Genomic DNA, 13,402 nt, shown 5'->3' with positions numbered 1-13,402 from the left:
CTGAAGGTGACGCGCGTGCGCCGGGCTCAGGCGCGCCGCAGGCGCTCGGCCTGCCGCAGCAGGTGCTGCTGTTCGAGCGCGCTGGTCGCGCGGCGGGCCGCCTCCGCGTACTCGGCGGTGGCGGCATCCCTCTCGCCCGCCCGTTCATGCAGATAGGCGAGCGCCGCGTGATACCTCGGCACCTCTTCGCCCACGCCGCCGAGGGCGACGAGCCCTGCGCGCGGGCCGTCGGCCTCGCCGACGGCGACCGCGCGGCCCAGCCGGATGACCGGCGAATCGCCGAACGCCAGCAGCTCGTCGTACCACTCGACGATCTGCACCCAGTCGGTCTCGGCGGCGGTCGGCGCATCCGCGTGCAGCGCGGCGATCGCGGCCTGCGTCTGGTATTGCCCGAGGCGGTCGCGCGCGAGAGACGCCTGCAGTACGGCGACGCCCTCGACGATGGCCGGCTCGTCCCACAGCGAGCGGTCCTGCTCGGCGAGCGGGACGAGGCGCCCGTCCACCACGCGCGCCGGCCGTCGCGCGTGGTGCAGCAGCATGAGGGCGAGGAGGCCCCCGACCTCCGGCTCGTCGGTGAGCGCGGCCAGCTGCCGCGTCACCCGGATCGCCTCGGCGGCGATGTCGATCTCGCCGGAGTACCCCTCGTTGAAGACGAGATAAAGCACGCGCATCACGCGCGACAGATCGCCCGGCTGATCCAGCGGGATGCCGGCGAGCCGCTGCTTCGCACGACTGATGCGCTGCGCCATCGTGGCCTCGGGCACGAGGAAGGCGTCCGCGATCTGCCGCGTCGTGAGGCCGGCGACCGCGCGCAGCGTGAGCGCGGTCGCCGACGATGCCGTCAAGGTCGGGTGGGTGCACAAGAAGTAGAGGCCGAGCGTGTCGTCGTGCTGCGGCACCGACCCGGGCTCGGGTTCCCGCGCGAGCCGCTCCTCACGCTCGGCGCGCGCCGACTCGCTGCGCACCTGGTCGAGGAACACCCGCCACGCAACGGTGACGAGCCATGCCCGGACGTCGCGCACCTCCTCGGCGGGTGGCCGCTCGACCGCGCGCAGCAGCGCGGTCTGCACGGCATCCTCGGCCGACGCGAAGTCTGCTCCGCGCCGGACGAGGATGCCGACGACCTCGGGGATCGCGCGGCGCAGGGCCGTGGGATCCATGTCACTCCGCGTCGGCGGTGGTGGAGAACATGACCTCGCGCAGCTCGAGCCATTCGCCGAGCGGCCTGCCACCGGCCCACGGCGCCGCCGACAGCTCCGAGGCGAGTTCGACCGCGCGGTCGTACGAGTCGACGTCGATCATCATCCAGCCCGCGATGAGGTCCTTCGTCTCGGCGAACGGGCCGTCGACGATCGGCGGTCGTCCCTCGCCGTCGAAGCGCACCCAGGCGCCCCCCATCGACAGGCCCTCCGACGCCAGCAGCTCGCCCGAGTCGAAGAGCCGCCGCTCCATGTCCTGCATGTACTGCACGTGAGCGTTCCACTCCTCCTTCGTGAGCTGGTCCATCGGCGTCTCGTTCGCCGACGGGCGACCGCCCCGGTAGTGCTTGAGCATCAGATACTTGGCCATGACAGCCTCCCGTTCCGTGCGGCCCATTCTGGCCGCTTCGGATAGGAGACGGAACCGACCGGGCGATCTCTACATCGGCGTCGAGAAAAGGTGAAAGATTCTGGATGCCCCGGCCGCCGGCATCCGGAATCCCGAAGCTCTACGCCTGCTCGTCGGGCAGCAGCGTGCCCGCGGCGTGTGCATAGAAGAGCTGTGCGGCACCCTCGGGATCGCCCCCGTCGAGCGCGTCGAGCAGGCTCTTGTGCCAGTCCGCCGCGACGTGCCAGTCGCCCGGGTAGTCGGGGTCGGCGAGCACGTGGAACGAGCGCAGGCTCGGCTCGATGATGTCCCACATGCGCGGCAGGTACACGTTGCCGCTGGCCTCGACCACCGAGCGGTGGAACGCGAAGTCCAGCTCGCGGAACGCGCCGAGGTCCTTCTCGTCCGCGGCCTCGTGCATCTGGGCGATCAGGGCTTCGAGCCGGGCACGCGTCGACGCCGACAGCGTGCCGCAGGTGAGGCGGCCCACGATCGATTCCAGCTCGGCGCGCGCCTGGCGGGCCTGCGCGACCTCTTCGTCGGTGTAGCTCGTGACGAAGCTGCCCTGGTGGCGCACGTGGGTGACGAGACCTTCGTGCACCAGCTGCTTGAGCGCGTCGCGCACCGGCGCCTGACTGACCTGCAGGCGGCGGGCGAGCTGCGACTCGACGAGCTGCTCGCCGGGTTCGAGCGAGCCGTCCTTGATCATCGTCTTGACGAGCTCGTAGATCTGGTCCGAGAGCAGGCCGCGCTTGAGCTCGGTGACGGAACTGAGCGCATCGGTCATGCGGAACCTGCCTTCCCGGGGGTCTCGACCACCGCACCCAGGTGGGCGGCGAGCCACGCGTCGGCGATGATCGCCGATCCCTGCGGCGTCGGGTGCACGCCGTCGGGAACGATCGCGGCGGCGCCGTGCTCGGCGGCCGCGGCGGTCACGGCGTCGTGCAGTTCGACGAGCGTCGCGTCGAACCGTTCCGCCAGGCGCCGCACGGCGTCGCGCTTCGGGTTCAGGTCGTCGAGCCACGACACCTGGTCGTCCCGCACCGGCACGAAGAACGGTTCGATGAGCAGGATGCGCGGGACGCCGGCATCCCGAGCCGTCTGCAGCAGGCCCGCGACGGTCGTCTCGAAGTCCTCGGCCGACGTCGGGTCGTCGTTGTCGAAGCGACGCCACATGTCGTTCACGCCGATGTAGACGGTGAGCACGTCGGGCCCTGCGGCGAGGATGTCGTCCCAGCGGGCCTCGAGGTCGACGGCGCGGTTGCCCGAGATGCCCTTGTTGACCACCGTCTCGCCGCGGCTGTCGACCGTCTGCGCGATCAGGCGGACGTACCCGTCCCCCAGCGAGGCGATGTCGTCGCGGTCGCGCCCGGAGTCGGTGATCGAATCGCCGGCGAAGACGAGCGTGGTGGTGCGAGGCATCCGTTCTTCCCATCGTTGGAGCGTGTTCCGTCAGCATAATCGATAATCGCTTGCGGGGTCCCCAGTGACCCGCGCCGCCGCCGGAACACCCGAGGCTGTCGTCGCGAACTTATCGCCTTCAGGGCATTCGTGGCGAGTAACGTGCACACGGCGACACGTCGGCCGCTGGAATACTGACTGCAAGTGGAGACACTGCTTCTCAAACTCCTGCTCGCACCGGCGCTCGTGGTGGCCTCGACACTCGCAGGCCGTCGCTGGGGTCCGGGCGTCGCGGGGATCCTGATCGGCCAGCCGGTGGTGGCCGGTCCCATCCTCTTCATCGTGTTCGTGCAGCACGGCGCCGTGTTCACGAGCCATGCGGCGACGGCATCCCTCACCGGCGTTGCCGCGCTCGCCGCCTTCGCCCTCGTCTACGCGTGGGTCGCGCGCCGCCTGCCGTGGGCACTGACGCTGCTCATCGGCTGGGTCGTCGTGCTGGGGATGGATGCCGCCACCTCCGCCGTCTCGTTGGCGCCGGTCGTCGCGTTCGGGGTCGCCCTGGCCGCGATCGCGACGGCAGGATCGCTGCTGCCGCCGGCCGAGGCGGACCTGCCCCCGGCGCCGGCGCCGCCCCGGTGGGACCTCGCCGCCCGCGCCGTCGCGACCGGCGGTCTCGTGCTCGCCGTGACCTCGGCGGCAGGTGTGCTCGGACCGTTCTGGACGGGGGCGCTCGCGCCCTTCCCGATCGGCGTCAGCATCATCGCGGCGTTCGTGCACGCCCAGGCCGGTGCAGCGCACGTGCGCGCGACCCTCGCCGGTGCGCTCACCGGCATGGTGGGCCTCGCGACCTTCTGCGTCGTGGTCGCCGTCGCGGTGCTGCCGTGGGGCTGGTTCGCCTTCGTCGTCGGCGTGGGCGCCGCGATCGGCGCGCAGCTGCTGGCGAGCTGGGTCGTGTCCCGCCCGCGAGTGCACGCAGCGGGTCGCCCCGCTGACCCCCCTCCTGGTCGTTGAGCGGATCCGCCGCCTGGAGTCGAAGTGTCGCTCAACGTCCGGCGGATCAGCGGTTGAGGTCGTCGGAGTCCCAGGTGAGCATCGTGCCTTCGCGGATCGGCAGCGCCTCCAGCCCGGGGTGCGCGCACACGGCGCGCACGAACGCGTTCGAGCCCGCGACGATCGTCGAGTCCCAGTCGATCTCGCTCGCGATCGCGAAGGCGTGGTCGGAGGGCCAGATCCAGCTCGGGGATGCCGTCCACTCGGGCGTCTGGTCGGCCCAGGGCACGCGCGTCGCCCATTCCGGCGTCGCGAGCTCGTCGAGCCGAGCCCGGAACAGCACGTGCGGACGACCTGGCAGGTCGAGCCGCGCGCCGTCCATCACTGCCCGCGAGATCTCGTCCGAGAGCCGGCCGGGCCGCCACACCGGCTTGCGGAAGACGTTGTTGAACGGGTCGGTGACCGCGAATCCGAGCATCCGGCGATGGTGCTCTTCGAGCGACACCCACTCCATCTCGTTGTCGGCGAGCTGCGGCTCCGATACGGCGAGTGCTGCCGTCGGCGCCGGACCGAACGATCCGACGAGCCCGCCCCATCCTTCCCACACCGCCACGTATGCGTCGTCGGGGGTCGTCGTGTACTCGGCCGCCACGGCCGCGAGCGCCGCGACGGACTCGGGGTCGAGGCATCCCTCGCGCGGTTCGGAGTAGCGCCAGCCGTCACCGTCGAGCGGCTCTACGCCGCGGGCGCGGAAGTCGCCCCGTACGAGCCGGTTCCACTGCGCGCCCGCGTGCATCGTCGTGCCGAACGCCGCTGCGGCGTCGGCCCAGCGCGCCGGTTCGACGTCGATGTCGCCGTGCATGACCGCGTCCCACTCGGCGCGGTGCCGCTCATACGGCTCGGCCGGCCAGGGCCGCCCCACGGGGCGCTCGCGCGTCGAGCGGTGGAACACCCGGGCGTACCCCTCGAACCCGCGAGGCACGATGTCGTTCATCGTCCCGCGCCACGGCTGATCGATGTCCTGGCGCAGCCAGTCTCCCGCTGCGGTGTCGCCGGTCCACTCCATGCGCACACGCTACCCGGGGCAGAATCGAGGCCATGACCGATGTCGCTCATGACCCCGACGACCTCGACGCCCTGCGTGCGGCCTCCGACGTCCTCGGCATCGACGCGCTGCTGAGCCCGGCCGAGCGCGAGACCCGCGACGGCGTGCGCTCGTTCGTCGACGCCGAGATCCGTCCGCACATCGCGGACTGGTTCGACCGGGGCGTCTTCCCCACGGAGCTCGCCCCCGCTCTCGGACGCCTGGGCGTGCTCGGCATGACGTTGGAGGGATATGGATGCCGTCACGCCAGTGCCGTCGAGTACGGCCTGGCGGCGCTGGAGCTGGAGGCCGGCGACTCCGGCATCCGGACGTTCGTCTCGGTGCAGGGGTCGCTCGCGATGGGGTCGATCCACCGCTGGGGGTCTGACGAGCAGAAGCAGGAGTGGCTGCCGCGCATGGCCGCGGGCGAGGTCATCGGCAGCTTCGCGCTCACCGAGCCGGGTGCGGGCTCCGACCCGGCGAGCATGACGACGTTCGCGCGCCGTGACGGCTCGGACTGGATCATCGAGGGCGCCAAGCGCTGGATCGGCCTCGCCTCGATCGCGCAGCTCGTCGTCGTGTGGGCGCAGACCGACGAGGGCGTGCGCGGCTTCCTCGTGCCCACCGATGCGCCGGGGCTCGACATCGCCGTGCTCGAGCCGAAGGGGTCGATGCGGGCGTCGGTGCAGACGCAGCTGACCTTCGATCGGGTGCGGGTGGCGGCATCCACTCTTCTTCCGGGCGCGCGCGGACTGCGCGGGCCGTTCTCGGCGCTGAACGAGGCCCGCTACGGCATCGTGTGGGGCGCGCTCGGCGCGGCGCGCGACAGCTACGAGACGGCGCTGCAGCATGCGCTGCGGCGGGAGCAGTTCGGGCGGAAGGTCGCCGGGTTCCAGCTGACGCAGCGCAAGCTCGTCGACATGGTCGTCGAGCTGCAGAAGGGCGCGCTGCTCGCGCTGCAGCTCGGACGCGCGAAGGATGCCGGAACCCTGACCCCCGCGATGGTCTCGCTCGGCAAGCTCAACAACGTGCGCGAGGCCATCGCGATCGCCCGCGAGGCCCGCACGATCCTGGGCGGCGAGGGCGTGCTGCTGCAGAACTCCCCGATCCGTCACGCCGCGAACCTGGAGTCGGTGCGCACCTATGAGGGCACCGACGAGGTGCACACCCTCATCCTCGGCCAGCACCTGACCGGGCTGAACGCGTTCCACTGACGGGCCGATTCGGCGCCCGTTGCGGCATCCGGTACCATAGGAGGGTTGTCCGTGTGAGTGCGCACCCGCGCGCCTATCGGACGACGTGCAAACACACCCTCCTGCTGCCGGGAAATGCCCGACAGCCGTTCTAGTCCGAAGGAGGTGGGTTAGTGACGCACCAGTACGAACTCATGGTCATCCTGAACCCTGAGATCGACGAGCGCCAGGTCGGCGCCAACCTCGACAAGTTCCTGAAGGTCATCACGACCGACGGCGGCACCATCGAGAACATCGACATCTGGGGCAAGCGCCGTCTTGCGTACGAGATCCAGAAGAAGAACGAGGGCATCTACGCCGTCGTCAACTTCACGGCGACCGCTGCGACCACGCAGGAGCTCGACCGTCAGCTGAACCTCGACGAGCGCATCATGCGCACCAAGGTGCTCCGCGCCGAAGAGGCGATCGCCATGATCGCGTCCGAGAAGCAGCGTGCCGACGAGCGTGCCGCCCGCAAGACCGCCAAGGCTGCGAAGGCATAAGGCAGATGGCCGGCGAGACGATCATCACCGTCGTGGGCAACCTCACGGCTGATCCCGAGCTGCGTTACACGCAGAACGGCCTCCCCGTCGCGAACTTCACGATCGCGTCGACGCCCCGCAACTTCGACCGTCAGAGCAACGAGTGGAAGGACGGCGAAGCGCTGTTCCTCCGCGCGAGCGTGTGGCGTGAGTTCGCCGAACACGTGGCCGGCTCGCTGACCAAGGGCATGCGGGTCATCGCGACCGGCCGCCTCAAGCAGCGCAGCTACCAGGACCGCGAGGGCAACAACCGCACCGCGATCGAGCTCGAGGTCGACGAGATCGGCCCGTCGCTGCGCTACGCGACCGCTTCGGTCACCCGCGCCGCGGGCGGCTCCGGCGGTGGCGGCGGAAGCTTCGGCGGTGGCGGCGGTCAGTCGCGCCCGGCACAGGTCGCCGACGAGCCGTGGTCGACGCCCGGCTCCTCGAACGGCGGCGGCGGCGACGCGTGGGCGGCTCCGGGCGCCTACGGCGACGACACCCCGTTCTGATCTCAGATACAGATTCCGGATGCCTGGGGCCCAGGCATCCGATCGAAGAAAACTAAGGAAACACCATGGCTGGAAAGGCAACCGGCGACCGTCGGAAGCCGCGGAAGGGCGCGAAGAACGCCGCTCCCGCGAAGGCGATCCGTGTCGGCGTCATCGACTACAAGGACGTCGCCACCCTCCGCAAGTTCATCTCGGAGCGCGGGAAGATCCGCGCCCGTCGTATCACCGGTGTCTCGGTGCAGGAGCAGCGTCTGATCGCCAAGGCGATCAAGAACGCGCGCGAAATGGCGCTCCTGCCTTACGCCGGCGCTGGCCGCTAAGGAGTACCCACATGGCAAAGCTCATTCTCACGAACGAGGTCGCCGGGCTCGGCAGCGCCGGTGATGTTGTCGAGGTCAAGAACGGGTACGCCCGCAACTACCTCATCCCCCAGGGCTTCGCGGTCGCGTGGACCCGCGGTGGCGAGAAGCAGGTGGCGTCGATCCGCGCCGCCCGCGACGCCCGCGCGATCCACGACCACGAAGAGGCTGTGGCGCTCAAGAACAACCTCGAGACCAACAAGGTCCGCCTGGCCGTCAAGGCCGGCGCCGAGGGCCGCCTGTTCGGTGCGGTCAAGACCGTCGACGTGGCCGACGCGGTCAAGGCCGCCGGTCTCGGCGAGCTCGACAAGCGCAAGATCCACATCACCTCGCCGATCAAGTCGGTGGGCGAGCACGAGGCGACCGTTCGCCTGCGTGACGACCTCACCGCCGTGATCACCCTGCAGGTGGTCGCCGCCAAGTAATCCTGGCGCGGATCGGATGCCGCGGCCCCGACCTTCTCGAAGGTCAGGGCCGCGGCATCCGTCGTTTCGGCCCGCTTCCGGGTCGCTTCCGGCCCGCTTCCGGCCCGCTTCCGGGCCAGGCGCCGCATTCCTGCACGCGACGCCGCACTTCGTCGCGTGGAGTGTGGCGGCTCCTGTCAGGGTGTGGCGTCTCGCGGGGGAGGGTGGGATGCCGGCGGCCGGGGCCGTCAGAAGATCCAGTTCGCGCCGGCGGCGACGGGCCACGACCACGCCGCGGAGGCCTGGCGCAGCGCTTCGGGGGTGCGCGCCGTGACCAGGCCGGCCTGGGCGAGCGACGACAGCGTCACCGAACCGAGGTGCGCGGCGCCGAGCTCGCGGATGTCGAGCATCAGGTCGGGCTCAGCCTCGGACGCGGTCACCTCGGCGTGGCCCCATGCCTCGGCGCGCACGCGCCAGCGGCCGGCATTGGCGGGCAGCATCGCGTCGGTCACCTCGAGCACGAGGTCCACGTCGCCCGCGTAGGCGCGCTGCGACAGGGCGGCCGGCAGGTCGAGGATGCGGATCCAGCTGTTGTCCTGGTAGTCCGGCAGCGCGGGGCGGATGTCGACCAGCAGCGTCACGATCGGGTCATCGACAGGCAGGTTCGCGATCTGCACCTTGCTGGTCAGGTCGAGGTCGAGCAGCACCGACCACATGCGGTGCGCGGCCGCAGCCGTGAGCGCGACGGCCTCGCGCACGTGCACGGTGCCTTCGGCGCCGGCGCGCTCCCACGAGCTCGACCGACGGAACGTCGCGTACGCGATCGCCGTGCCTGAGGCATCGCGCACCAGCAGCACGCGCAGCGCCTCCTTGCCGCCGCGGTGGATCGGGGCGTCGGTGTTGCGAGCGGTGCGCTGCGCGGGCGTCTCGCGCGTCGCCCAGCCCGGTCGGCCGAGGCCGGCGGGCAGGCGGGCATAGTCGCGGTGGATGCCGGCGACGAGGTCGCCGTGGGCCGCGGCATCCCACACCTCCAGGGTCACGGCGAGATCCGCCGATCCCGCGACCGGACGCAGGGCCGCGCGGCGCGGGATGGTGAGGTTCAGCTGCGTCGAGGCCATGCCGTACCCGAAGCGTCCGTAGATCGGGGTCTCGGCGGCCATGAGGCCCGAGATCGGCTCGCCGTGCGCGAGGCAGTCGGCGAAGTGGTGCTCGATCATGCCGCGAAGGATGCCGCGCCGCCGGTGCGCCGGGTGCACACCGACCCACGTCAGCCAGCCGCACGACGCCTCGGCTCCGGGGACGGGGTAGGCACGCAGCGGATAGGCGCCGTGGAAACCGGCGAGCAGCGTCGGGTCGTCGGCATGGACGACGCCGTACGTGCGGTCCCAGCTCAGTGGGCTGGGAAGGTCGCGCAGCGCCTCGACCGTGTCGCCGGTCGGGAACGCCCAGACGTCGAGCAGCAGGACGTCGTCGTGGCGGTCCTCGCCGATGGGCTGGAGGGAGTACGGCTCAGGCGGCGGCATCCCTCCACTCTGGCTGCCCGTGGTGGGGTGCGCAACGCGGACGCTCCGCTTCCGGTCGCCCTGCTTCCGGTCGCCCCGCGGAGCGAGGCGCGAGCGAGGACAAGACGCCCAGACCGCGGGAGCTCTGGCAGGACATGCCGGAGCGGATGCTGCGAGCCCCCCGGGTCGCAGCATCCGCTCGGTGGATCTCGGTTCGTATCGTCCGGTCCAGGCAGTGACGGACGATACGAACCGGGATCGGTGTGGCACCCTCGGCCGCGGCCGGTCCAGGCAAGAGCCGGTCACACGGCCGAGGGCGGTTCAGGGGCGGGAGGACCGGTGGGGGCGGTCCTCCCGCCTGCTCACGCGAGTCGGGGCGAGGGGCGTCTGGGGAACGTCGACTTGCCCCGCCGGGTCACGCGGAGCGTCGCCGCGACGCGCGCGCGAACGCGCCCGCCGCCAGGAGCGAGAGTCCCAGCAGCAGGAACGGGAACGCGCCCGCCCCTCCTGTCGCAGCGAGTGCGGTGGCCGAGCCGGCGTCAGCCGCCGAGCCGGTCGCGCCGTGGGAACCGTTGGAACCGTTGGATCCGTTCACTCCCGGGGTGCCGGGGGTGCCGGGGGTGCCGGGCGTTCCCGGGGTTCCGGGGGTGCCGGGCGTTCCAGGGGTTCCTGGCGTGCCAGGGTCCGTCGGATCGGTCGGATCGGTCGGATCGGTCGGGTCAGTCGGGTCCGTGGGATCGGTCGGGTCCGTGGGGTCCGTCGGATCGGTCGGATCGGTCGGGTCGGTCGGGTCCGTCGGGTCCGTGGGATCGGTCGGGTCCGTGGGGTCCGTCGGATCGGTCGGGTCCGTGGGATCGGTCGGATCGGTGTCGCCCAGCACGTCGGTCAGCAGGTCGTCCACGAGTCCCGTGTTGTCGACGGCATCGGTCAGGTTGTCACCCGCGTGCTGCACGGTGTCGGTCACCGCGCCCACGACGTCGCCCCCGTTGAGCAGTTCGTCGACGATGGTGCCGGCGTCGCCGAGGGCATCGTTCACGAGACCGTCGATGACCTGGTCGGCCGTGTTCTCGGTCGCGTTGGTCACCGTGGTGCCGACGTCCGAGCCGAGGTCCGAGACAGTCGTGCCGAGGTCGTTGACCACGCCGTCCACATCGCCGTCGAGCAGGTCGTCGATCGTGTTGTCGGCGTTGTCGACGGCGTTGCCGACGAGTCCGCCCTCGACGAGGATGCCGTCGCCCACGACGTCGTTGAGGCCCGAGTCCTCGCCGAGCAGGCCGTCGAGCAGATCGCTCCCGGCGGTCGTGTCGGTCACGCCGTCGAGCAGGTCGCCGACGGCGTCGGTCACGGGCTCGAGGGCACCGTCCTCGCCGAGGATCGGGTCGAGCACGCTGTCGCCGACGAGGCCGTCGACGAGCCCGTCGTCCTCGGTCAGCCCGGTCAGCAGACCGTCCGCGTCGTCGACCGGCGTGGCGGGCGTCGCGGTCGGTCCGCCTTCGAGCGTCTGCTCCAGCGCGTCCTCCGCGAGACCGCTCGTGTCGATCGCGTCGGCGGTGTTGTCGCCGAGGTCCTGCACGAGAGTGTCGAGGCCGGCAGCGGGATCACCGCCTGCCAGGATGCCCGCGGTGTCGGCGAGGGCATCGGCCACGACACCGTCGACGACCTGGTCGTCGACGTTCGCGGCCGCCGTGGTGACGGTCTGGCCGACGTCCGACCCGATGTCTTCGACGGTGGTGCCGAGGTCGGTCACCGCGGCCTGCACGTCGCCCGCGGCGACGTCGTTCAGGACCGCATCACCGTTGGCGGCGAGGTTGCCTGCCGTGCCGCCCTCGACAAGCGCCCCGTCGCCGACGACGTCGTTGAGCGCGCTGTCGTCGCCCGTCAGGGCTTCGGTGATCGCGGTGCCGGCCGTCGTGCCGGTCACGCCGTCGACGACTTCGGCGACGGCATCGGTCACGGGCGCGGCAGCGCCGTCGTCGCCGAGCAGCGGGTCGACGATGCCGTCGCCGACGATGGAGTCGACGAGTCCGTCGTCGGCGACCACGGACGAGAGCAGGTCCGGGTCGGTGGGAGGTTCGGCCGCGTTCGCGACCGTCGCGCCGAGCAGCGTGATGCCGCCGGCGATGAGCGTGCCCAAGAGGGCGCGCTTGTAGATAGTGCGCATGATGTTCCCCTTCAAGGATTGATCGGTTCGCGGCGCGCGCGAGAGAGCGCAGCGCTGCAGGCGTGCGAAGGCACGCCGATGCTCTGCCGTCATGAGGGCTCCGAGGAGCACGGAAGACGGCCGCGAGCCGATCAGTCGGGGGAGACGTCGGTGGAGCCGATAGGCGCCGGTGGCGCGTGCTCGTCCTCGGGTCCTGCGCGACGCACCCAGGCACGGTCTGCGTCGAGAGGATCGAGGGCGTCGAACGCCCAGGCGCCGGGACCCGCACCGCCGGGTCCCGCAGAAGTCGATGACGTGGGCAGGCAGAGCCCTGCGCCACCGCTGTTGGTCGTACCGCCCGCGCTGCCAGGCAGCGCCGCGGAAGAAGTGACGATGACCGCCGGCGAGCCGGTCGCGCTGACGGATGCCGCACCCCACGCGTCACGGATGCTCGCGGGCTGCGCGAACGCAGCGTCGGCAGCATCCACGACATCGACGATGATGGCGGAACCCGCGGAGGGCTGGTCGGGGGAGGCAGCAGCGCCGGCATCCTCAGGAAGCGGAGGAGCCGTCGGAGATTCCGCGCCGGCGGGCGGCCCCGAGACGAGCGGGAGCTCGGAGACGATGGGCAGTTCGGGGAGTTCGGAGACGATCGGGAGCTCTGGAAGCTCCGAGACGATCGGCAGCTCCGGCAGCGCCGGAACCACGCCGCTTCCGGGGTTCTCCGCCGGCGTCCCGCCGATTGCGGAGCCGGTGTCTTCCACGGCGTCGACGACCCCGCCCACAACCCCGCCGACCGTCTCGTCGACGGTCTCGCCGAGGTCGTCCACGGTGTCGTCGAGGCCGATTCCGGTGACGACGTCGCCGACGACGGGAACCTGCGTCACGACGTCGATGACAGGCTGAGTGATCCCGCTGACGACGCCCCCCGACACCACCTGGGTGACGGGCTCCGTGACGGCCGCGACCGTGTCGGTGACGGTCGAGCCGACCGTCTGCACGACCTCGCTCACCGGCTTCTGCACCGGCGCCGGGACGACCGCGACCACCGTGTCGACGACGTCGGTGACGGTCGTCGTGGTGGTCGAGACGGTGTCGGTGACCGTGTTGGTCAGCGTCGACGCGGTCGTATCGACCGTCGAGGTCACGGCACCGAGGACACCCCCGAGCAGTCCGTCGTGGTCGTTGTCGTCTGCATGCGCCTGGCCGAGCCCGAGGCCCAGCAGGAGCGAGACGACGATCCAGGCGAACGCGGTCCCGACCCCGATGAGGGCCAGCCGCACGATCCTCGGCAACGGTGCTGTTGCACCGACAGAGGTTGCGATCTCCACGTTCACCTCCCACGACGAATAAGCCGCACATCCAGAACGGACAGTGGAACGGCCGAACGGATCGTGCGTGAGGGTGCCTGGTGCTCCGAGGGTAGCGCAGCGTTCCTCGCCGTGTCCAGGGCGTCTTCCGAATCGACGGCCTCGCGGAGCCGCGGGGCGCGAGCGGATGCGGTGTCCCCGGAATTGTGCACAGGCCACAGCGTCGCACCCAACCTTCAACCTCGACTTCAACCACGAATCCCTCCACAGGGTGTGAATTCGTGGATGCCTGATCAGAGGGGATTTCCGCGATATATCCCCCAGAAACCCCAGGAGTTCTCCACAGAGGTTCTTCACAGG

General features: G+C 71.0%; 14 protein-coding genes. 6 read left to right on the top strand and 8 right to left on the bottom strand.

All coding sequences use genetic code 11. The features are described from left to right. Positions 1–26: 26 nt before the first annotated feature. The 4 genes from IF188_RS17215 to IF188_RS17200 all read right to left on the bottom strand — a co-directional run bounded on the left by IF188_RS17215 (position 27) and on the right by IF188_RS17200 (position 3,009). Positions 27–1,160: an RNA polymerase sigma factor gene (locus IF188_RS17215; RefSeq protein WP_191173035.1), complete on the bottom strand. Its 1,134-nt coding sequence runs from the start codon at positions 1,158–1,160 to the stop codon at positions 27–29. A gap of 1 nt (position 1,161) precedes the next feature. After that, on the bottom strand, positions 1,162–1,569 hold the full coding sequence (locus tag IF188_RS17210) for a YciI family protein (protein ID WP_191173034.1): 408 nt from the start codon (positions 1,567–1,569) through the stop codon (positions 1,162–1,164). A 139-nt stretch (positions 1,570–1,708) separates the two neighbouring features. Beyond that, positions 1,709–2,374, bottom strand: a complete 666-nt coding sequence (locus IF188_RS17205; RefSeq protein ID WP_191173033.1) for a GntR family transcriptional regulator — start codon at positions 2,372–2,374, stop codon at positions 1,709–1,711. Next, positions 2,371–3,009, bottom strand: a complete 639-nt coding sequence (locus IF188_RS17200) for an SGNH/GDSL hydrolase family protein (RefSeq protein ID WP_191173032.1) — start codon at positions 3,007–3,009, stop codon at positions 2,371–2,373. Before IF188_RS17200 ends, IF188_RS17205 begins: the two co-directional genes overlap by 4 nt. 183 nt (positions 3,010–3,192) lie before the next feature. Between IF188_RS17200 and IF188_RS17195 the strand changes: the two genes are divergently transcribed. Further along, positions 3,193–3,999, top strand: coding sequence for a hypothetical protein (locus tag IF188_RS17195; protein WP_191173031.1), 807 nt, complete (start codon positions 3,193–3,195; stop codon positions 3,997–3,999). A 46-nt stretch (positions 4,000–4,045) separates the two neighbouring features. Here IF188_RS17195 and IF188_RS17190 read toward each other — a convergent pair whose 3' ends face one another. Beyond that, entirely contained in the window at positions 4,046–5,044 is a 999-nt protein-coding gene (locus tag IF188_RS17190; protein WP_191173030.1) for a hypothetical protein, read from the bottom strand. Positions 5,045–5,076: 32 nt separating this feature from the next. Here IF188_RS17190 and IF188_RS17185 point away from each other — a divergent pair, with 32 nt between their 5' ends. The 5 genes from IF188_RS17185 (at position 5,077) to rplI (ending at position 8,111) form a co-directional block, all read left to right on the top strand. Beyond that, positions 5,077–6,276: an acyl-CoA dehydrogenase family protein gene (locus IF188_RS17185; RefSeq protein WP_191173029.1), complete on the top strand. Its 1,200-nt coding sequence runs from the start codon at positions 5,077–5,079 to the stop codon at positions 6,274–6,276. 152 nt (positions 6,277–6,428) lie between these two features. Continuing rightward, the gene (gene rpsF, locus IF188_RS17180; RefSeq protein ID WP_191173028.1) at positions 6,429–6,797 is read left to right on the top strand and encodes a 30S ribosomal protein S6; all 369 of its coding nucleotides are present in this window, start codon (positions 6,429–6,431) and stop codon (positions 6,795–6,797) included. A 5-nt stretch (positions 6,798–6,802) separates the two neighbouring features. After that, positions 6,803–7,327: a single-stranded DNA-binding protein gene (locus IF188_RS17175; RefSeq protein ID WP_191173027.1), complete on the top strand. Its 525-nt coding sequence runs from the start codon at positions 6,803–6,805 to the stop codon at positions 7,325–7,327. Positions 7,328–7,392: 65 nt separating this feature from the next. Next, positions 7,393–7,647, top strand: coding sequence for a 30S ribosomal protein S18 (gene rpsR, locus IF188_RS17170; protein WP_005054609.1), 255 nt, complete (start codon positions 7,393–7,395; stop codon positions 7,645–7,647). An 11-nt stretch (positions 7,648–7,658) separates the two neighbouring features. Further along, positions 7,659–8,111: a 50S ribosomal protein L9 gene (gene rplI / locus IF188_RS17165; protein WP_141896286.1), complete on the top strand. Its 453-nt coding sequence runs from the start codon at positions 7,659–7,661 to the stop codon at positions 8,109–8,111. A 227-nt stretch (positions 8,112–8,338) separates the two neighbouring features. Here the strand turns inward: rplI and IF188_RS17160 are convergent, their stop codons facing one another. From IF188_RS17160 to IF188_RS17150, 3 genes are all read right to left on the bottom strand, one after another. Beyond that, positions 8,339–9,613 (bottom strand): GNAT family N-acetyltransferase, encoded by a 1,275-nt coding sequence (locus tag IF188_RS17160; protein ID WP_191173026.1) that lies wholly within the window; start codon positions 9,611–9,613, stop codon positions 8,339–8,341. A 394-nt stretch (positions 9,614–10,007) separates the two neighbouring features. Next, entirely contained in the window at positions 10,008–11,753 is a 1,746-nt protein-coding gene (locus IF188_RS20275) for a hypothetical protein (protein WP_224752070.1), read from the bottom strand. Positions 11,754–11,884: 131 nt separating this feature from the next. Beyond that, a complete protein-coding gene (locus IF188_RS17150) occupies positions 11,885–13,063 on the bottom strand; it encodes a hypothetical protein (protein ID WP_318152922.1) in 1,179 nt (392 codons plus the stop codon). Positions 13,064–13,402: the final 339 nt, after the last annotated feature.

It is taken from the genome of Microbacterium helvum (assembly GCF_014779795.1).
In the GTDB taxonomy this organism is placed as follows: domain Bacteria; phylum Actinomycetota; class Actinomycetes; order Actinomycetales; family Microbacteriaceae; genus Microbacterium; species Microbacterium helvum.
Note: the sequence above shows the minus strand (reverse complement) of the source record. Positions and strands in the feature narration are given on the sequence as shown.

Bases quoted from the DNA above. Each gene is read 5' to 3' on its own strand.
- IF188_RS17200 (WP_191173032.1), bottom strand. From the start codon at position 3,009: ATGCCTCGCACCACCACGCTCGTCTTCGCCGGCGATTCGATCACCGAC.
- IF188_RS20275 (WP_224752070.1), bottom strand. From the start codon at position 11,753: ATGCGCACTATCTACAAGCGCGCCCTCTTGGGCACGCTCATCGCCGGC.
- IF188_RS17210 (WP_191173034.1), bottom strand. From the start codon at position 1,569: ATGGCCAAGTATCTGATGCTCAAGCACTACCGGGGCGGTCGCCCGTCG.
- rpsR (WP_005054609.1), top strand. From the start codon at position 7,393: ATGGCTGGAAAGGCAACCGGCGACCGTCGGAAGCCGCGGAAGGGCGCG.
- IF188_RS17215 (WP_191173035.1), bottom strand. From the start codon at position 1,160: ATGGATCCCACGGCCCTGCGCCGCGCGATCCCCGAGGTCGTCGGCATC.
- IF188_RS17185 (WP_191173029.1), top strand. From the start codon at position 5,077: ATGACCGATGTCGCTCATGACCCCGACGACCTCGACGCCCTGCGTGCG.
- IF188_RS17205 (WP_191173033.1), bottom strand. From the start codon at position 2,374: ATGACCGATGCGCTCAGTTCCGTCACCGAGCTCAAGCGCGGCCTGCTC.
- IF188_RS17160 (WP_191173026.1), bottom strand. From the start codon at position 9,613: ATGCCGCCGCCTGAGCCGTACTCCCTCCAGCCCATCGGCGAGGACCGC.
- IF188_RS17190 (WP_191173030.1), bottom strand. From the start codon at position 5,044: ATGGAGTGGACCGGCGACACCGCAGCGGGAGACTGGCTGCGCCAGGAC.
- rplI (WP_141896286.1), top strand. From the start codon at position 7,659: ATGGCAAAGCTCATTCTCACGAACGAGGTCGCCGGGCTCGGCAGCGCC.
- IF188_RS17175 (WP_191173027.1), top strand. From the start codon at position 6,803: ATGGCCGGCGAGACGATCATCACCGTCGTGGGCAACCTCACGGCTGAT.